Below are 18,267 nucleotides of genomic sequence, written 5' to 3'. Positions count from 1 at the left end.
AAGAAGTAATACTTTTGAGGAAAATTAAACATCAATAAATAAATAGAAAAAATGAATATTCCAGCGCATTTAAAATATACCAAAGATCATGAATGGGTTTCAGTTGATGGTGACATCGCTACAGTAGGGATTACTGATTTTGCTCAAAAAGAGTTAGGCGATATCGTTTATGTTGAAGTTGAAACTTTAGATCAAACCTTAGAAAAAGACGAAGTTTTTGGTACGGTTGAAGCCGTAAAAACAGTTTCTGATTTGTTTTTGCCGGTTTCGGGTGAAATCATTGAGTTTAACGACAGTCTAGAGCGTACACCTGAAAATGTTAATACGGATCCTTATGGTGATGGTTGGATGATCAAAGTTAAAATTGCTGATGCTTCTCAATTGGATGAATTGTTGGACAGCGAAGCTTATAAAAACCTAATTGGTGCCTAAAAAAGCTTCTTTATTTCTTGCCATAACTTGGACCACTTTAATTACTTTTTTGAGTTTGGTCAATGTTGGAAGCCTAGGAAATTCCATAAAAATACCTTACAAAGACAAAATGGTTCATTTTGTCTTTTATTTTTTATTTTATGTTTTGTGGTTTAGCTTTTTCAAACTCAATACAAGTTGGCCGAAATTAAAAATCAAAATACTTTTGATAGCTATCGGATATGGAATTCTGATGGAAGTACTTCAAGAGATTATGTCCAATCATCGAACATCTGATTCTATTGATGTTTTGGCTAATTCAGTTGGAGCATTTTGTGGACTAATTGCTGTCACTTACTTTCTTTCAAATAAAAAAGGCAATTGAATCTCACATTGGTGGGATTTTTTTATTTTTACATAAATATTACTAAAAATGAACATTAAGCAATACCTCGATTCTACGTATTTGAAGACACCAGAACAAGCCGGACTTTCAATCGAAGAAAATACCAACGTGGTTAAAAGATGTATACAAGAAGCTATTGATGAGGGATTTAAGCTAATTATGATTCGTCCGGATATGGTTCCGTTAGCCAAAAAAATGATTACCGCTGCTCATTCAAAAGTGACCATCGGAACGGTGATTGGTTTTCATGAAGGAACTCATTCTCTTGAGAGTAAACTAGCAGAAGCTCAAAAAGCTATTGAGGATGGAGCCGATGATTTGGATTATGTGTGTAATTACGAAGCTTTTAAAAAAGGTGAAATTGATTTGGTGAAGAATGAAGTTTTAGAAGGAACAAAGCTTGGCTTAAGCCATCATAAAATTGTAAAATGGATTATTGAAGTTGCGGCTTTAAATGATACTCAAATTATTCAATTATCAACTTTAATTAAGAATGTTATTATTGCCAATTTTAAAGAAGATTGTTATCCTTCCGTTTTTGTAAAATCATCAACTGGATTCTACCAAACAGAAGATGGAAAACCAAATGGAGCCACCGTTCCAACTATTGTTTTAATGTTGGAAAATAGTTCTCCATTGCCAGTAAAAGCAGCTGGTGGAGTTCGAACTTATGAGGAAGCTGTCGAAATGATTAATCTCGGCGTAAAACGCATCGGAACGTCTTCAGCTAAGGCAATTGCTAGCGGACAAACTTCAAAAAGTGATTATTAAAACCCAAAAGGAAACATGTTAAAAAAAATAATTGTAGTACTTTCTCTGTCTTTTTCAATCTTTGGAATTGCCCAAGCCAATAGCGAAAAATTCCCTGTTTTCCCCAATTGTGAAGGAAAACAATCCGCCGAATTGCAGTCGTGTTTTTACTTTGAAGTACAAAATTTTGTCTACAACAATTTCAAAGTTCCAGCCAATGCGCAAGAATTAAAAACTGCGGTTAATGTTCTTTTTGAAGTAGATCAAGAGGGTAATTTTAAAGTGCAATATATTGATGCGGTTAATGAAGAGCTTACTACCGAAAGTAAACGAGTTTTTGCCATGTTACCCAAAATTCAACCTTCAACCTACAACGGAAAACCTACCTATTCGAAATATTCCATAAGAATACCAATTCCGTTGCAAAATCCTTCAGAAGCTCCAGTTGAAACAACAACAGTTGCTCAAAACAACACCTCAAAATCGAAAGAGACGGAGAAATATAATTCTTATGATATCCGTAAAGAAAATCCAGAATTTGATGCCATAAAGTATCAGAAATTCAGCAATCCACAATTCAAAAGCCATTTGAGTATTCCTCTATCACATAGTTACTATGCTCAATTTGACGACGAAATGAACCAGCTCGGGACCAACAGTCATACCTCTTCTAAACCGTATACGTATGCCGAAGTTTCTAAGTATTCTGATTTGTCAGCAAAAAATGATCAATTGATGAAAAACAAAACTTCATGGTGGGGAAGAAAAGTGTGGAATGAAAATACAGTTGCCATTCAAGGAGATGATTATTGGTTTACTTTGAATCCAGTTTTAGATTTGCAACTAGGAAAAAGTGATCCAAGTACAACCGATTTTACCTATGTGAATACTCGCGGAGTACAAATTCGAGGTGGATTGGGAAGTCAGCTTAATTTTAGCGCTACGATTTATGAAAGTCAAGGTCGTTTTGCTGATTACTTCAATCGATACGCAGTTTCCATTCGTCCATCAGGTGGAAATCCTGCGGTAATTCCAGCTATTGGTATTGCCAAAGATTTCAAAACAGATGCTTTTGATTTCCCATCTGCGGAAGCCAATATTACGTATGCTCCAAGCAAACATTTTGATTTGCAATTAGGTCATGGTAGAAATTTCATTGGCGATGGCTATCGTTCGTTGTTGTTGAGCGATGGTTCAAGTTCGTATCCGTATTTCAAAATCAATACTCAATTTTGGAAAATCAAATACACCAATATTTACAGTTGGATGAAAGACATTCGTAATGAAGTTACGGTTGATCGTACCTATGCAACTAAATACATGGCCGCGCATTTTTTAAGCTGGAATGTCAACAAAAAACTGAATTTAGGCTTCTTTGAATCGGTAGTTTGGTCCAATCAAAACCAACGCGGATTCGATATGAGTTTTGTTAATCCAATTATCTTTTACAGAGCCGTTGAGTTTTCTTCTTCATCACGAAGCGGAAATGCATTATTGGGTTTGACAGCCAAATACAAATGGAACAATCAGTTTAATTTTTACGGACAGTTTTTACTCGATGAATTTTCTTTAGGAGATGTAAAAGCAGGTGAAAAAAGTTGGAAAAACAAATTTGCTTATCAAGTTGGAGCCAAATATTACCATGCTTTTACTATCAAAAACTTATTACTTCAATTAGAGTACAACCATGTTCGTCCGTATGTGTATGCTCACAGTGAAGTGTTAACCAATTACGGTCACAACAATCAAAGTTTAGGTCATCAATGGGGCGGAAATTTAAGAGAGTTGATTGCTATTGCGCGTTATTACAAAGGCAGGTATTTTGCCGATGCTAAACTTACAGTAGGAAAACGAGGTTTGGATTTTGCCGATTCTGGAACCATTTCCAATTACGGAAGCAACATTTATAGAGATTATGATGAAGATCGTTACGCTGATAATTATGTTGTTGTTGGTCAAGGAAATAAAACGAATGTTTTTATTGCCGATGTTCAGGCGGGATACTTAATTAATCCTCAGACCAATTTAAAACTTTTTGGAAGTTTAATCTACAGAAATTTCAAGCCCGAGGAAGATACTTTAACCGATTTTAAAGAAAACACCACTTGGTTTTCTGTAGGATTGCGATGCGATATTTTCAATTGGTATTTGGATTATTAAAAACAAGAAACTTTTATAAAATGTTTTTTGTCAAATCCTTTTTGATGAACTACTTTTGCAAAAAAATTAAGGTAAATCAATTCACCATTGACAACAACACTTTCAATTCAAAGTATTTTCAAGGATTTTAAAGAAATCACAAAAGCAGGATTGGCGATTAGTGTTTTGTTTTCCTCTATTGCTGGGTATTTATTGGGTTTTGACTCAGAATTTCCTTTTTCTTGGTCAACTCTAATTATGCTTTCTATTGGTGGATATTGTATGGTTGGCGCTTCTAATGCATTCAATCAAGTCATCGAGAAAGATTTGGATGCTTTAATGGATAGAACCAAAAATCGTCCAGTTCCATCCGGAAGAATGTCAGTTAATACTGCCTTAACGATTGCTTCTTTACTCACTTTAGTTGGTTTGGTATTGTTGTATTTAATCAATCCTAAAACAGCGATGTTTGGTGCGATTTCTATTTTTTTATACACTTCAGTTTATACACCATTAAAAACGAAAACGCCTTTATCAGTTTTTGTTGGAGCTTTTCCGGGCGCGATTCCTTTTATGTTAGGTTGGGTTGCAGCAACAGGTAATTTTGGTATAGAAGCAGGAACGCTCTTTTTAATTCAATTTTTCTGGCAATTTCCACATTTTTGGTCCATTGGCTGGTTCTTGTATGAAGATTACGAAAAAGCAGGTTTTTTTATGCTTCCAACAGGGAAGAAAGATAAGTCAACTGCCGTTCAGACCATAATGTATACAGGTTGGTTGATAGTAGCATCACTTTTGCCGTGTTTGGGATATACAGGCCAATTATTTATTTCGCCAATTGCCGCAATTATTGTATTTTTGCTTGGCCTTTGGATGTTGTACTTTGCTATTAAAATGTATAAAGAAAGAACAGCAAAAGCCGCCAAGGCGTTGATGCTTGCTAGCGTCTCCTATATTACATTACTGCAAATAACGTATATTGTGGATAAATTTTTAAGATAATGACAAAAACCATAAGTCCAGAGATTGCTCAACAAAACAGATCTTATAAACTATTGCTAATTGTAGCTATGGTGAGTATGACGATGATGTTTGCTGGTATAACCAGTGCATTTTTTGTGAGTAAATCACGCGTAGACTGGATGAAAGATTTCGTGATGCCTACGCCATTTTTTATTAGTACAATCTGTATAGTTTTGGTTAGTGTTTGCTTTTTTCTGGCTAAAAAAGCGATTAAAAAGGACAATCAAAAATCAACTTCTATCTTTTTGTTAGGTGCTTTAATTTTAGGAATTGCCTTTGTAGTGTTTCAATTTAAGGGTTTTGAGGTGATGATTTCACAAGGAAATTATTTCACCGGACCACAAAGTAATATCACTTCAACATTTCTGTACGTTGTTGTTGTGACCCATTTGGCACACGTTGCGGGTGGATTTATTTCACTATTAATTATAATTTATAATCATTTTAAACAAAAGTACAATTCGAGCCAATTCATTGGAATAGAGCTAGGTGCAATGTATTGGCACTTCCTTGATTTTCTTTGGATTTATTTGTTTTTGTTTTTATATTTCTTTAAATAAGAAAAAAGCGTAAATTTGGGAACTTTTTAACGAATAATTTTTATGGGATCGACAGTTACAACTGCAAATACTGTAGGAAAAACTTGGGATGGCGGAAATGAGCCATTAGGAGCAAGTTATGGTAAATTAATGATGTGGTTTTTCATCGTTTCGGATGCATTGACCTTCACCGGATTTTTAGCAGCTTACGGTTTTTCAAGATTTAAATTTATTGAAACTTGGCCAATTGCCGATGAAGTGTTTACGCACTTCCCGTTTTTACATGGACAATCATTGCCATTGTATTATGTTGCATTAATGACCTTTATTCTGATCTTTTCATCGGTTACGATGGTGTTGGCAGTAGATGCTGGTCACAGAATGCAACAGGGTAAAGTAGCTTTCTACATGTTTTTAACCATCATCGGAGGTTTAATTTTCGTTGGTTCTCAAGCTTGGGAATGGAAAAACTTCATCACGGGTGAGTACGGTGCGGTTGAAACAAAAGGAGGAAGTATTTTGCAATTCGTAAATTCAAAAGGAGAACGTGTAAAATTGGCAGATTTTGCAGTGTCATTGCCTGCGGAGCGTATCGAAGATACAAAAAGTAATTCAGTTTGGTTTGATGACAGTTCTGATTTGCCGTCAGTTTCTTTAGCTGAAGTACAAGCGGGTTTTGCTGCTAATAAAGATATTTTGATTCGTTCTGAAGTAATCTACCACGGTAAAGCTGAAGGATTGAACAAGCCAAAACACAAAACCATTTTAAGCAGAGAAGAATCTGAAAAAATGTTGGCTAAAGGTGCTTTAGTTGTGGAAGGTGCTAACTTACATCGTAACGAATACGGAAGTAAATTATTTGCTGATTTCTTCTTCTTTATAACTGGTTTCCACGGTTTCCACGTATTTTCAGGAGTAGTGATTAATGTTATTATTTTTATTAATATCTTAATTGGTACTTATGAAAGAAGAAAATCATACGAAATGGTTGAGAAAGTGGGACTTTATTGGCACTTTGTAGATTTAGTTTGGGTATTTGTATTTACCTTCTTCTATTTAGTTTAATTATATTTAATTGTAAGAAATCATGGCACACGACGCACACGAGTCTAATACAAAAAGAATTTGGTTTGTTTTCGGTTTATTATCGGTAGTAACTATAGTTGAAGTTGGTTTGGGTATGGCAAAACCAGCCGCTTTGTACATGACTAATTTCTTAGGGATGAACCTATTGAATTGGATTTTCATTATTTTGACATTATTTAAAGCTTACTATATTGTTTGGGCTTTCATGCACATGGAAGGTGAAGTAAAGGCATTGCGAAGAGCTGTTGTTTGGACGGTTATTTTCCTTGCTTTGTACTTAGTCTTTATATTATTAGTCGAAGCAAATTATGTGTTTGGAGTCTATAAAGATTCTACTATAAAATGGAATTTCTAATTCACAATTAATTCATAAAAAAGTCCCGTTCTTATCGGGACTTTTTTTATTTTTGTACTCCAATAAAATCTCTTTGTTATGAAAAAGAATTTAGTTCTTTTCGTCTTGTTTATCCTTCCAATTGTTGCGTATCTTTTTTTTGCTTCGGGTGTCAATGGTTTCATTAAACTTCCTGTGCTTACTCCGAAAGTTGCAGAGTTTAATAATTGGAAAACAATTGACAATAAAGAGATTCACTTGAAATCTAAAATAACTATTCTTGGTTTTCCTGGAGCCAATGTTGACTCTAGAAAAGGAAACTTTTTTAATTTAAATCAAAAGATTTTTAAAAAATACCGCGAATTCAAAGATTTTCAAATTGTTATGTTGGTGCCTTTTGGTTCTGAGCCTCAAGTAAAAGTAATGACTACCAAATTGGCAGGTTTAAATGATATCAGCAATTGGCATTTTGTTTTTGCATCTAATGAAGAAATTCAAAAGTTTTACAATAACATGGAATTATTGGAAAAAATAAATACTGAAGTTGGAACTACCCATGTTTTCATCATCGATAAAGAACGCAATGTTAGAGGTAGAAAAGGACAAGTGGATAAAGACGATGACGAGTACAGAGAAGGTTACAATACTTCTTTGGTTTCGGAAATGCACAACGAACTGAATGACGACGTCAAAATTGTTCTTGCCGAATACCGATTGGCTTTAAAGAAAAATAACGCTGATAGAAAAAAATACGGATTGTGATATGAAAAATAAATCCTACATCGGAATTGCATTTATTATTTTAGTTTTCGGAATCATCTTTGTTCCTAGAATTGTCAATCGCATAAAAGACGGAAAAACGGTTCAAAATGATCGATTGAGTGTTTCTAACGGAGAAAATACTAATGAAACTTTGTTTAAAATCGGTCCAGCTCCACAATTTGAGCTTACGAATCAAGAAGGAAAAAAAATCACCAATAAAGACTACGAAGGGAAAGTATATGTGTTAGAGTTTTTCTTCTCAACGTGTCCTACAATATGTCCTCGAATGAATCAGAACATGTTGACCATTCAAAACAAGTTTAGTAAAGAATTGGATTTCGGAATTGCTTCCATTACGATTAATCCGGAAAATGATACTCCACAAGTACTTAAAGATCATGCTCAAAAATTGGGTGTAACTTCCAAAAATTGGCATTTACTAACTGGAGATAAAACTTATATAATGAATCTGGCCAACAAAGGGTTCAATCTGTATGCGGGCGAAAATTCAAAAGTAAATGGTGGTTTTGAACATTCAGGGCTATTTGCTTTAATTGATAAAAAAGGAAACATCCGTTGTCGTAAAGACGAATACAACAATCCAATCATGTATTACGATGGCTTGGAAGCCAAAGGCGTAAACGCTATCAAAGAAGACATTCAATTATTATTAGAAGAATAGTTATGGAACATACTACTGATACAAAATACAACAAATTAATAATTGCCGTTTCAATTGTAATTCCGATTGTTGTGGCATTGCTTTTTAGTTTTAAATTAAAAGATTTTGGGTTTGATGTTGAACCGCTTTCTTTTTTACCGCCAATTTATGCTACTATCAATGGTGTTACAGCCGTAGTTTTAGTTGTAGCCGTTTGGGCAATCAAAAACGGAAATCGAAAGTTACACGAACGCTTAATGAAGTTTGCGATATTGTGTTCGCTGGCTTTTTTAGTAATGTATGTAGCCTATCATTTGACTTCCGTTTCCACTAAATACGGAGACAGCAATGCAGACGGAATTTTAGATGCTGCAGAATTGGCTTCGGTTGGCTCGATGCGATTGATTTATTTTGTCATCTTGATTACTCATATTTTACTTTCAATAGTAATCATTCCGTTGGTTCTTTTTACCTATGTAAGAGCTTTGGCACAACGTTTTGATAAACATAAAAAGTTAGCCAAAATTACTTTTCCGATTTGGCTTTATGTTGCCGTTACTGGTGTTGTAGTGTATTTAATGATTTCTCCTTATTATGCTTCATAAAGAAAATAGAACAAAGAACAGAGAAAATAGACGCAACAAAGTAAATTTAAGAATCATCTTTGTTCTACTCTCTATTTTCTATTCTCTTTCCACTTCTGCACAGTGCGCCATGTGTAGAGCATCATTAGAAAGTGAAGGCAATGTGGCTAAAAATGAAGCGCTCAATGATGGAATCGTTTACCTTATGGCAATTCCCTACATTTTAGTGGCAGCGATTGGTTTTGTGGTGTATCGAATGTTTGCAAAGAAAAAAACGGATAAGTCTTAATTAATCCATTCCATCAATACTCACATTCATTTTACCCGATGCTTTTATAAAGGCGATGATTGCTTGATTATTCAATTCTACTTTTTCAAATTCAAAATCATCCAAAGTGCCATTGACAAAAACACCTTTCATAGGCGAGAAATTGCTCAAATACGGCAGCATATTCTTTTTGGCATCGTCTAAGTTTTCTTTAATTGAATAACGACAGTTTTCTTGTATCTTTTTCAAAATTACACCTTGCAACAACCAATTAGCTGTTTTGGTAAGTAAGCCTTTGGTATTTAAAACATAATCCAAATTTTCAAAGTAAATTTCTTTGGTAATCGGATTGTAATTCGGAATTCCGCTCATATAAATCGTTCCGTCAATACTTCCGGTCATACTCAGGGCAATAATCATTTTGCCTTCTTTGTGCCATAAATCTACTTTTTGAACTACAATTTTTCTCGTACCACTCGCAAATTCTTTCCCTTGAAAATTCTTTGTCATAATGCGTGATGCACTTTCGTATGTTGAAACCGCCGCAATAGTAGCCGTAGTTTTGTTGGGCATTTTGGCAACGGGTTTGAAAGCAATACTTTCTCTGTTGTAACCTGTTTTTGGCATTTGGCCGACCAAGGTTTGCATGTTGCATTTCAATCCTAAATCCAATGCCACTTTACCGTTTTTGAGTACTGCATCAGTATTGTACATTTCAATCGGAACCATTTTAAACCATGTTTCGTATTGCTCGCTGGTTTGAATGGGTTTGCTAATGGTTTCTAAAACATCCAAAACATAGGGTTTGAAGTCGCAGGTTTTGTCAATGGCTTCATCAATTTTTTTAGAAACTTTCGATTTAAAAATGGATAGAGTTGGAGTTAAAATATACGTAATCGGAACTTTTTTTCCGGCTACTAATATGGTCGGACTTTCCGCCCATTCAAAGTCCTCAATAATTGATTGTGTTGTCATCTTAAAATTAGACAAAGAAGCCGTGCTCAGTAATGTAATCGTTCCGTTGGCTTCAATTTCACGCGTGTCATTCAAACCCATAAATTCGGTTCCGTACTTGAATTTAGCCCAAATTTTTAAAGGTAAAACGGATTGTATTTTCCCGTCTTTCTCAACCAGTTTGATGTTGGCTGTTTTCCAGATTTTCATCATGGTTTTATCATCATCCATATTGGTATCTTCATAAATCAAACCTACTAGCGACTTATTCAATTGGTGTTCTACTTCTTTCAAAGTAACTTCCATTGGCATGTTGACAAACGAAGTTGTAGTATTATAAACTACTGGAGTGTTTAAAGAAGGCTCGGGTTTTAAAGCTTCAATTTTTTTTGTGGTAGAACAACCAAATAAGAAGGATAACATAAGTAAGTATAACAGTTTCTTCATTGTAATAACGGAATAAATAATAAGTTGCTGAGCACAAATTTATAAAACGAATTTCTTCTTTTCGTTTCTTGCCTAACGCTTACAACTTTTTTCTGGTGTGAATGTAACAAAAATTTCAATTTCACGTCTGATAGAGAAAGTTAATTTAATTTTTTTACGATTAATTAGGTTAAATTTGCACTACTCATTGGTTTCGATGTAACATTCGTTTTTATGAAGAAAATACTTCCAATTCTATTTTTTATTTCACTTTTAGGTGGAACTTCTTTGGCACAATCTAAAAAATGGACGCTAGAAGAATGTGTTGATTATGCATTGAAAAATAATATTTCAATCAAACAAACTGAATTGGAACTTCGTACTGCCGATGTAGATAAGAAAGCTGCTTTTGGAAATTTCTTGCCAACAGTCAATGCAAATGCATCGCACTCATGGAACATTGGTTTGAATCAAAACATTACCACAGGTTTGCTGGAAAATCAAACAACTCAATTTACATCAGCGGGAATCAGTTCGAGTGTGGATATTTATAATGGTTTGCAAAATCAAAATCGTTTAAGAAGAGCCAATTTGTCAAAAGTTGCAGCGCAATATCAGTTGGATAAAATGAAAGACGATGTTTCGTTGAATATTGCCAATGCTTATCTGCAGATTTTATTCAATAAAGAATCGATTAAAGTTCAAAAAGAACAGTTATCTAACAACGAAAAGCAAGAAATAAGAACGACCGAATTGGTAAATGCAGGTGTAGTTGCAAGAGGTGATTTGTTGGATATTAAAGCTACAGTTGCAGGTGATAAACAACGATTAGTAGCTGCAGAAAACGCTTTGTTTTTATCTAAATTAAGTTTGGTTCAGCTGCTGCAATTGGACGATTACAAAGACTTTGATATTGCCGAAGAAAACGTTGCCGTTCCCTTAAGTACAGTAATGGCTCAAAAGCCTGAAGATATTATTGAAAAAGCAAAACAAAGTCGGGTTGAATTAAAAATTGCTTCAACTAATTTACAGCTTGCAGAAAAAGACATTACTATTGCCAAAGGTGCTTATCAACCGAGTTTGGGAGGTTTTTATAGTTTTGATACAAGAGCGAGTGATTCTCAGAGTTTTATTGGTTTTGATGACAACGGAAATCCGATGTTAGGAACTTTACCTTTGTTTGATCAGTTTAGTAATAATAAAGGTCACAGTTTTGGAGTGCGATTATCAATTCCTATTTTCAATGGATTTGCAACTAAAAATAATGTCGAACGTACTAAAATTGCTTTTGACAGAGTGAAAATTGCTCAACAACAAGCCGAAGTCGATTTGGAGCGCAATGTTTACAACGCGATAACCGACGCAAAAGGAGCTTTGAATAGCTACGAATCGGCACAAGTTGCTCTTGAAGCTAGAGCGGAAGCCTTTAATTATGCGAAAGAAAAATACGCTGTAGGAATGATGAACTCATTCGATTTTAATCAAGCTCAAACCTTATATTTGAACGCTCAATCGGAAGTGTTACGAACCAAATACGATTATATTTTTAAATTAAAATTAGTTGAATTTTACTTTGGTATTCCAATAAAACAAAATAATTAGAATCATGTCAAGAAAGAAAATTTTTATACTATTAGGAGTTGTAGCGGTAATTGTTGCTTTACTTGTTACCTTGTCTAAATCGGGTAAAATCGGAAATAGAGACAAAGGAAAAGAGGTTGAAGTAGCCAAGGTTGACGAAATTACGATAATCGAAACGGTTTCTGCCACAGGAAAAATTCAACCTGAAGTTGAAGTTAAAATATCATCTGAAGTTTCGGGAGAAATTATCGCTTTGCCTGTCAAAGAAGGACAAGTAGTAAAAAAAGGTGATTTATTAGTGCGAATCAATCCCGATTTATATACTTCGGGTTACAATAGAACAGTCTCTAATTTGTCTGGAACTAAAGCCGCTTTGAATCAGGCTGATGCCAGTTTCAAAGAAGCAAAAGCAAGTTACGATCGTAGCAAAACATTGTACGATAAAGGAATCATTTCGCGTTCAGAATGGGATAAAGCCATCGCTTCTTATGAAGTAGCAGTAGCTAATAAACAATCGGCGTATCATCAGGTTCAAAGTGCGAATGCAACGGTAAAAGAAGCTAAAGATAACCTAGGAAGAACTACTATTTATGCGCCAGCAGATGGAACTATTTCAATGCTAAATGTTGAATTAGGTGAACGTGTTTTGGGAACACAACAAATGACTGGAACCGAAATCTTGCGTGTTGCCAACTTGAATAATATGGAAGTGGAAGTAGATGTTAATGAAAACGACATCGTAAAAATTAATGTTGGCGATTCGGCTAATGTGGAAGTTGATGCGTATTTGAAAAAAGAATTCAAAGGAATTGTAACGAGTATTTCAAATTCAGCCAGTGCAACTACAACAGCTGATCAGGTTACTAATTTTAAAGTTAAAGTTCGAATTGTAAAAGAATCGTATCTCGACTTATTAGAAGGAAAACCTGATACATATTCACCTTTCCGTCCAGGAATGACAGCAACCGTTGATATCATTACCAAAAGAAAAGAAAAAGTGGTTGGAGTGCCAATTAGTTCTGTTGTAATGAAATCGGACACTACGGCAACTAAGAGTTATGAAGTAAAAGAGGAAAATGAAGAAGGAGTTGTTAAAGCTCAAAACGACAAAAAATTTGAATGTGTTTTTGTTAAAGTGGGAGATAAAGCCAAAATTCGAATTGTAAAAACAGGAATTCAAGACGATTCGAATATCGAGGTAATTTCAGGTTTGAAAAAAGGCGATGTTGTAATTGTGGGTCCGTACAACACAGTCACCAAAGAATTAAATTCGGGTGATAAAGTGGTTCTTGCTACTAAAAAGGAAGAGGAGAAATCGAAGTAAACCAATAGCGAATGTTCATTCTTAATTTAGAAACATCTACAAAAAACTGTTCGGTCTCATTGGCTAAAAATGGCACTACTGTTTTGTGTAAAGAAATTGCCGAGCAAGGCTATTCTCATGCTGAAAAATTGCATGTTTTTATTGAAGAAATTCTTAACGAAAGTAACGTTACTTTTGGTGATTTGAATGCAATAGCTGTTAGTAAAGGTCCGGGTTCATACACCGGATTGCGCATCGGAGTTTCGGCAGCAAAAGGTTTGTGTTATGCCTTACAGATTCCTTTGATTTCTGTTGATACACTGACTGTTTTAGCGCATCAGATTTCAATTGAAAACGGCCAGATTGTTCCGATGATTGATGCCAGAAGAATGGAAGTGTATTCGGCCATTTTTGATTCGAATTATGAAAAATTGCGTGAAGTTGAAGCAGAGATTTTGACTTCAGATAGTTTTTCAAATTTTGAAGGAACGCTACATTTCATTGGTGATAGTACTGAAAAGGCAAAAACCGTTTTAACGGATTCTCGTTTTGTTTTTCACGAAAAAACAATCTATCCTTCGTCTAATGAAATGAGTGTGTTGTCTTTTGAAAAATATCAAAAGAATGATTTTGAAGATGTGGCTTATTTTGAGCCCTATTATTTAAAAGACTTCTTATTGACTAAATAAAATCTTAGTTGGATCCTCTTACAAAAGGCTGGATGGAAATGCCTGCTTCTTCAAAAGCAGCTTTACAGTTCTCCATTACATCGGATGACACTTGTCCGAAATCTTCATTTTTTGACCAAGGACGAACCGCTAATTGAATTGCGTTGTCTGTTAAACTTTTTACAGTAACAGTTGGTTCGGGATCTTTAAGAATTTTTGGATGAGAATCCATTACCTTGGTGATTATTTCTCTGACTCTTTTGATGTCGGTGTCATAAGAGACTGCAAAATGTAGATCGGCTCTTCGAATACCTTCAACAGAATAATTTGTGATGATTCCGTTAGATAAAATACTGTTAGGGATAAAAATGGTTTGATTGTTTCCTGAGACTAATTTGGTTGTGAATATCTGAATATCAGTTACTGTGCCAACTACACCTTGTGCTTCAATAGTGTCTCCAACTCTGAAAGGTTTGAAAAGTATAATCAAAACGCCACCAGCAAAATTAGAAAGCGAACCTTGAAGCGATAAACCAACCGCTAACCCAGCGGCACCTAATATTGCTACAAAAGATGAAGTTTCAATGCCTAATTTAGAGATGAAGGTAACAAAAAGTAGCACTCGCAATGCCCAAAGCAAAATATCGGATAAAAACTCAGACAATGTTGGGTCGAGTTCACGTTTTACCATTATTTTTTTTACCACACGATATACAATTCGGATGGCGTATAACCCAACAAATAAGATAATAAATGCCGATATCAATTTAGGGGAATATTCGACTAACACTCTAAAGAATTCTTTTGTGTATTCGCCCATTGTGGCAATTTCAGATGTCTTTTTCATAACTTAAATAAAAAAAATCACGCTAAAAAAGCGTGATTTAAATTTTTGCAAAGGTAAACAATTCTTATTTAATCAGCATTTTCATCAGCTGCTTTTTCTGGATTGTCACTAGTAAAGTCATTTACTTTTTCTTTTACTGTTTCAACCGCATTGCTTGCCATTTCTTCTGCTTTATCAGCAATTTCACTTACTTTTTCTTTTACGGTTTCAACAGCATTTTCGATTGCTTCACCAGCTTGAGGTGCAAACTCGCTTACTTTGTCTTTTGCTGCTTCAGCAAAATCTTCTACTTTATCTACAATTGGAGCGGCAACTTCTCTTGCTTTGTCAATGGCTTCGCTAGCAAAATCTTCTGCTTTATCTACAAAAGTATCAACATTGGTATTGGCTTTGCCAAATAAATTCTTAAAAAAACTTCCTATTCCCATTTTTTATGATTTAAAATTAAAGTGCAATTTACACAAATAAATATGAAATTGTAATATCAGATATTATTCTATTTCAAAAGTCAACTTAAGATTAACTCTGTATTCTGTCACTTTCCCGTCTTTAACTTGTGCGCTTTGTTCTTGGACGTATACGGAGCGAATGTGCTTTAATGATTTTGCTGCTTGAGCAACCGCTTTTTGAGTTGCATCTTCCCAACTAGTTTCAGAACTAGAAAGTACTTCGATGACTTTTAATACTGCCATGATAATTGATTTTTAAGGTTTGCATAAAATTACAAAAAAAATCTTTTGGTTGTTGCTGAAATCTCTTTTTTAGCAAGAGAATAAAATTAATATTTTATCGTTTTTTTCTATGAGATTTTGTTTATAAATAGTAATTTGGCGCCCTAATTATTTTTAAGAATGAAACAAATTTATTGTAAGTATACTGCGTTTATTTTGATGCTTTTAATGACGCTAACAACAATTAATGTTAAAGGACAAAATTTGCTGACCAACGGTAACTTTGAAAGCGGAGGAAATGGTGTTGGATTCAATATAAATGGAGCAGGATATAATTTGATAACTGCGCCTTTTTCTGGAACAACATCAGCAGGAGATTATGCCTTTACCAATAACCCTTTTCCAATGAATACGGCTAATTTTATAGCGGGCGGAGATCACACAAGCGGAACAGGTTTGATGATGGTAATTGATGGAAATAATACTGGAGGAAATCAACGTTTTTGGCGTGCTGGAAACAGTGGCGGCGGTGTTTGTGGTTTAACTATTGGAACAACTTACACATTTAGTTATTGGATAAAATCAGTTTCTACTACAGTCATAGATGCAGCTACTAGTGCTAATATTGGTGTTCAGTTTAATAATACTAGTAGTTCAGCATTGGTTTCAGGAAGTACTCAAGCACCATTGCCAGCGAGTGGATGGCAACAAGTTGTTTATACTTTTGTGGCCTCAAATACTTGCGTAAACATTGAATTGTGGAACACCAATACCAGTTTTGTTGGAAATGATTTTGCTGTAGATGATTTTAGCGTAACTGCACCATGTGTAAATCCTACTTCGCCTCCAATATTATTTTGTGATGTTCCCAATCCAGCGATCATACCACCGCCAGCATCATTTGATTTTAATAATGTTGGGCAAACTAGTTTTACTTATACCTATACAATTGAAGGAGGCACGCCGGTAACTGGAACTTTTGTTGCTCCGTCTCATTACGATGTTACAGGTGTAGCACAAGGTCAAGCTGTTACTTTTACCTTAACTTGGGACGGAATTTGTACACCAAGTCAAACAATAACCTGTTATCCACCGTGTGTAACTCCAGTTACGCCTACTTTTACACAAGTTCCAGCAATTTGTTCTGGACAACCATTGGCTGCCTTGCCTACTACTTCTTTAAATGGCGTGCAAGGAACTTGGTCACCTGCTCTTAATAATTTAGCAACAACTACTTACACTTTTACTCCGATTGCTGCTGGTGAATGTGGAACAAGTACACAAATGACCATTACAGTTAATCCAATTGTTACTCCAACTTTTACACAAGTTGCTCCAATTTGTTCAGGTGCAACATTGAGCGCATTACCTACAACCTCTAATAATGGTATTACAGGAACATGGTCACCGGCTTTGAACAATACTGCAACGACCACCTACACTTTTACGCCCAACGCAGGACAATGTGCATCAACAGCACAAATGACCATAACGGTAAACCCTAATGTTACTCCAACTTTTACACAAGTTGCGGCTATATGTAGTGGTGGAGTTTTAAATCCTTTGCCTACAACATCCAACAATGGAATAACAGGAACTTGGTCGCCTGCTCTTAATAATACAGCTACTACTACTTATACTTTTACTCCATCAACTGGTCAATGTGCTACAACAGCTCAAATGACAATTAATGTGAGTTCTAATATTTCTCCAACATTTACAGCTGTTTCACCAATTTGCTCAGGCGGAATTTTGGCTCCATTACCCACTACTTCAAATAATGGAATTAATGGAACTTGGTCGCCTGCTATGAATAATACTGCGACTACAACGTATACATTTACACCAAATGTTGGGCAGTGTGCTACGACAACCCAGCTGACTGTAATAGTAAATCCTAATGTTACTCCAACCTTTACGCAAAGAGCACCAATCTGTTCAGGAGGGATTTTAACTGCTCTGCCCACTACTTCCAATAATGGGGTTACTGGAACTTGGTCGCCTGCTTTAAATAATACTGCAACTACAACTTATACATTCACGCCAAATGTTGGGCAATGTGCGTCAAATACAACAATGCAAATTGTCGTGTATCCTACTTCTGCTCCAACACTCAATATTCAACAATCTTGTGCCTCTAATACTGTTATTGTAATTGATCCAGTTGGGCCAGGATATGAGTACTCTCTAGATGGACAACCGTATCAAACCAATCCAAGTTTTTCTAACTTGGGTGCTGGTAATCACACTATTGTTGTTCATCAAGTTACTGCGAATTGTTTTACAAGTGCTGCGAACTTTACCATTACTAATGTTGTAAACGATGTTGTGGTATTCAACCCAGCACCGTTGCAAATTTGTGATACTGAAGACAATGATGGCATTCAGATTTTTGATTTAACTCAAGTAGTGAATTTTGTTACAGGTGGAAATACTTATGATGTTTCGTACCATGAGACAATTACTGACGCACAAGTTGATGCTACGTTCATTCCGAATCCACCTGCTTATACAAATATTTATCCTTGGACTCAAACTATTTATATCAGAGTACAATCGACAACTTCTACTTGTTTTGAAGTGGTTCCGTTACAACTCATCGTTCATCCAAAGCCTACTGCAGTAGAGCCGAGTGATTTGCATGAGTGCGACAATGGTGATGCTCAATTGGGTTTTACTGTTTTTAATTTAACGGATAAGGCATCAGAGATATTAGGTTCAATAAGTCCACTAACGCACACTATCAGTTATTATGAGAGTTTAGCTGATGCACAACAACCCATCAATGCGATAGGTAACCCAACAAATTATACTAATATAGTAGCCAATACCCAGACGATTTGGGTTCGAGTAG

19 protein-coding genes and 1 pseudogene are annotated in these 18,267 nt (G+C 35.2%); 16 read left to right on the top strand and 4 right to left on the bottom strand.

Annotated features, from left to right (window positions below; translation table 11 throughout):
• Positions 1 to 51 precede the first annotated feature (51 nt).
• The 12 genes from gcvH (at position 52) to VK161_RS00045 (ending at position 8,984) form a co-directional block, all read left to right on the top strand.
• Positions 52 to 432 carry a glycine cleavage system protein GcvH gene (gene gcvH, locus VK161_RS00100; RefSeq protein ID WP_324212704.1) on the top strand — a complete coding sequence of 127 codons (381 nt, stop codon included), beginning with the start codon at positions 52 to 54 and terminating at the stop codon, positions 430 to 432.
• The gene (locus VK161_RS00095) at positions 425 to 796 is read left to right on the top strand and encodes a VanZ family protein (protein WP_324212703.1); all 372 of its coding nucleotides are present in this window, start codon (positions 425 to 427) and stop codon (positions 794 to 796) included. Before gcvH ends, VK161_RS00095 begins: the two co-directional genes overlap by 8 nt.
• Before the next feature lie 48 nt (positions 797 to 844).
• Positions 845 to 1,588 carry a deoxyribose-phosphate aldolase gene (gene deoC, locus VK161_RS00090; protein WP_324212702.1) on the top strand — a complete coding sequence of 248 codons (744 nt, stop codon included), beginning with the start codon at positions 845 to 847 and terminating at the stop codon, positions 1,586 to 1,588.
• A 15-nt stretch (positions 1,589 to 1,603) separates the two neighbouring features.
• Entirely contained in the window at positions 1,604 to 3,727 is a 2,124-nt protein-coding gene (locus VK161_RS00085; protein ID WP_324212701.1) for a gliding motility protein RemB, read from the top strand.
• Between the two features lie 87 nt (positions 3,728 to 3,814).
• The gene (cyoE, locus tag VK161_RS00080) at positions 3,815 to 4,708 is read left to right on the top strand and encodes a heme o synthase (protein ID WP_324212700.1); all 894 of its coding nucleotides are present in this window, start codon (positions 3,815 to 3,817) and stop codon (positions 4,706 to 4,708) included.
• Positions 4,708 to 5,289 (top strand): cytochrome c oxidase subunit 3, encoded by a 582-nt coding sequence (locus VK161_RS00075; protein WP_324212699.1) that lies wholly within the window; start codon positions 4,708 to 4,710, stop codon positions 5,287 to 5,289. The genes cyoE and VK161_RS00075 overlap by 1 nt, the downstream gene beginning before the upstream one ends.
• Before the next feature lie 42 nt (positions 5,290 to 5,331).
• Entirely contained in the window at positions 5,332 to 6,333 is a 1,002-nt protein-coding gene (locus tag VK161_RS00070) for a cytochrome c oxidase subunit 3 (RefSeq protein WP_324212698.1), read from the top strand.
• A 22-nt stretch (positions 6,334 to 6,355) separates the two neighbouring features.
• Positions 6,356 to 6,709, top strand: coding sequence for a cytochrome C oxidase subunit IV family protein (locus tag VK161_RS00065; protein WP_324212697.1), 354 nt, complete (start codon positions 6,356 to 6,358; stop codon positions 6,707 to 6,709).
• 78 nt (positions 6,710 to 6,787) lie between these two features.
• Positions 6,788 to 7,450 carry a hypothetical protein gene (locus VK161_RS00060; protein ID WP_324212696.1) on the top strand — a complete coding sequence of 221 codons (663 nt, stop codon included), beginning with the start codon at positions 6,788 to 6,790 and terminating at the stop codon, positions 7,448 to 7,450.
• A 1-nt stretch (position 7,451) separates the two neighbouring features.
• Entirely contained in the window at positions 7,452 to 8,132 is a 681-nt protein-coding gene (locus VK161_RS00055; protein WP_324212695.1) for an SCO family protein, read from the top strand.
• A gap of 2 nt (positions 8,133 to 8,134) precedes the next feature.
• Positions 8,135 to 8,716, top strand: coding sequence for a DUF420 domain-containing protein (locus tag VK161_RS00050; RefSeq protein ID WP_324212694.1), 582 nt, complete (start codon positions 8,135 to 8,137; stop codon positions 8,714 to 8,716).
• Between the two features lie 109 nt (positions 8,717 to 8,825).
• On the top strand, positions 8,826 to 8,984 hold the full coding sequence (locus tag VK161_RS00045) for a hypothetical protein (protein ID WP_324212693.1): 159 nt from the start codon (positions 8,826 to 8,828) through the stop codon (positions 8,982 to 8,984).
• Here VK161_RS00045 and VK161_RS00040 read toward each other — a convergent pair whose 3' ends face one another.
• Positions 8,985 to 10,364 (bottom strand): DUF4403 family protein, encoded by a 1,380-nt coding sequence (locus tag VK161_RS00040; protein WP_324212692.1) that lies wholly within the window; start codon positions 10,362 to 10,364, stop codon positions 8,985 to 8,987.
• Positions 10,365 to 10,577: 213 nt separating this feature from the next.
• On the opposite strand from VK161_RS00040, the gene VK161_RS00035 reads away from it, so the two are divergent.
• From VK161_RS00035 to tsaB, 3 genes are read left to right on the top strand one after another with little or no spacing between them, the layout of a single operon-like run.
• Positions 10,578 to 11,945 carry a TolC family protein gene (locus tag VK161_RS00035; protein ID WP_324212691.1) on the top strand — a complete coding sequence of 456 codons (1,368 nt, stop codon included), beginning with the start codon at positions 10,578 to 10,580 and terminating at the stop codon, positions 11,943 to 11,945.
• A gap of 4 nt (positions 11,946 to 11,949) precedes the next feature.
• Positions 11,950 to 13,248 (top strand): efflux RND transporter periplasmic adaptor subunit, encoded by a 1,299-nt coding sequence (locus tag VK161_RS00030; RefSeq protein ID WP_324212690.1) that lies wholly within the window; start codon positions 11,950 to 11,952, stop codon positions 13,246 to 13,248.
• 11 nt (positions 13,249 to 13,259) lie between these two features.
• The gene (tsaB, locus tag VK161_RS00025) at positions 13,260 to 13,916 is read left to right on the top strand and encodes a tRNA (adenosine(37)-N6)-threonylcarbamoyltransferase complex dimerization subunit type 1 TsaB (RefSeq protein ID WP_324212689.1); all 657 of its coding nucleotides are present in this window, start codon (positions 13,260 to 13,262) and stop codon (positions 13,914 to 13,916) included.
• Between the two features lie 4 nt (positions 13,917 to 13,920).
• Here the strand turns inward: tsaB and VK161_RS00020 are convergent, their stop codons facing one another.
• From VK161_RS00020 to VK161_RS00010, 3 genes are all read right to left on the bottom strand, one after another.
• The gene (locus VK161_RS00020; protein WP_324212688.1) at positions 13,921 to 14,742 is read right to left on the bottom strand and encodes a mechanosensitive ion channel family protein; all 822 of its coding nucleotides are present in this window, start codon (positions 14,740 to 14,742) and stop codon (positions 13,921 to 13,923) included.
• Between the two features lie 68 nt (positions 14,743 to 14,810).
• Positions 14,811 to 15,170, bottom strand: coding sequence for a YtxH domain-containing protein (locus VK161_RS00015; protein WP_324212687.1), 360 nt, complete (start codon positions 15,168 to 15,170; stop codon positions 14,811 to 14,813).
• Positions 15,171 to 15,233: 63 nt separating this feature from the next.
• Positions 15,234 to 15,434: a dodecin family protein gene (locus tag VK161_RS00010; RefSeq protein ID WP_324212686.1), complete on the bottom strand. Its 201-nt coding sequence runs from the start codon at positions 15,432 to 15,434 to the stop codon at positions 15,234 to 15,236.
• A gap of 159 nt (positions 15,435 to 15,593) precedes the next feature.
• Between VK161_RS00010 and VK161_RS00005 the strand changes: the two are divergent.
• Positions 15,594 to 18,267, top strand: a pseudogene (locus tag VK161_RS00005) (hypothetical protein); the annotation flags it as partial.

Origin of the sequence: Flavobacterium sp. (genome assembly GCF_035299245.1) — a bacterium.
Classification (GTDB): Bacteria; Bacteroidota; Bacteroidia; order Flavobacteriales; family Flavobacteriaceae; genus Flavobacterium.
The sequence above is the reverse complement of the archived record's forward strand: the minus strand, read 5'-3'. Positions and strand labels throughout refer to the sequence as shown.

Bases quoted from the DNA above. Each gene is read 5' to 3' on its own strand.
- deoC (WP_324212702.1), top strand. From the start codon at position 845: ATGAACATTAAGCAATACCTCGATTCTACGTATTTGAAGACACCAGAA.
- VK161_RS00055 (WP_324212695.1), top strand. From the start codon at position 7,452: ATGAAAAATAAATCCTACATCGGAATTGCATTTATTATTTTAGTTTTC.
- VK161_RS00045 (WP_324212693.1), top strand. From the start codon at position 8,826: ATGTGTAGAGCATCATTAGAAAGTGAAGGCAATGTGGCTAAAAATGAA.
- VK161_RS00070 (WP_324212698.1), top strand. From the start codon at position 5,332: ATGGGATCGACAGTTACAACTGCAAATACTGTAGGAAAAACTTGGGAT.
- VK161_RS00065 (WP_324212697.1), top strand. From the start codon at position 6,356: ATGGCACACGACGCACACGAGTCTAATACAAAAAGAATTTGGTTTGTT.
- VK161_RS00075 (WP_324212699.1), top strand. From the start codon at position 4,708: ATGACAAAAACCATAAGTCCAGAGATTGCTCAACAAAACAGATCTTAT.
- VK161_RS00040 (WP_324212692.1), bottom strand. From the start codon at position 10,364: ATGAAGAAACTGTTATACTTACTTATGTTATCCTTCTTATTTGGTTGT.
- VK161_RS00010 (WP_324212686.1), bottom strand. From the start codon at position 15,434: ATGGCAGTATTAAAAGTCATCGAAGTACTTTCTAGTTCTGAAACTAGT.
- VK161_RS00035 (WP_324212691.1), top strand. From the start codon at position 10,578: ATGAAGAAAATACTTCCAATTCTATTTTTTATTTCACTTTTAGGTGGA.
- VK161_RS00020 (WP_324212688.1), bottom strand. From the start codon at position 14,742: ATGAAAAAGACATCTGAAATTGCCACAATGGGCGAATACACAAAAGAA.
- VK161_RS00030 (WP_324212690.1), top strand. From the start codon at position 11,950: ATGTCAAGAAAGAAAATTTTTATACTATTAGGAGTTGTAGCGGTAATT.
- VK161_RS00015 (WP_324212687.1), bottom strand. From the start codon at position 15,170: ATGGGAATAGGAAGTTTTTTTAAGAATTTATTTGGCAAAGCCAATACC.
- gcvH (WP_324212704.1), top strand. From the start codon at position 52: ATGAATATTCCAGCGCATTTAAAATATACCAAAGATCATGAATGGGTT.
- VK161_RS00060 (WP_324212696.1), top strand. From the start codon at position 6,788: ATGAAAAAGAATTTAGTTCTTTTCGTCTTGTTTATCCTTCCAATTGTT.
- VK161_RS00085 (WP_324212701.1), top strand. From the start codon at position 1,604: ATGTTAAAAAAAATAATTGTAGTACTTTCTCTGTCTTTTTCAATCTTT.
- VK161_RS00050 (WP_324212694.1), top strand. From the start codon at position 8,135: ATGGAACATACTACTGATACAAAATACAACAAATTAATAATTGCCGTT.
- tsaB (WP_324212689.1), top strand. From the start codon at position 13,260: ATGTTCATTCTTAATTTAGAAACATCTACAAAAAACTGTTCGGTCTCA.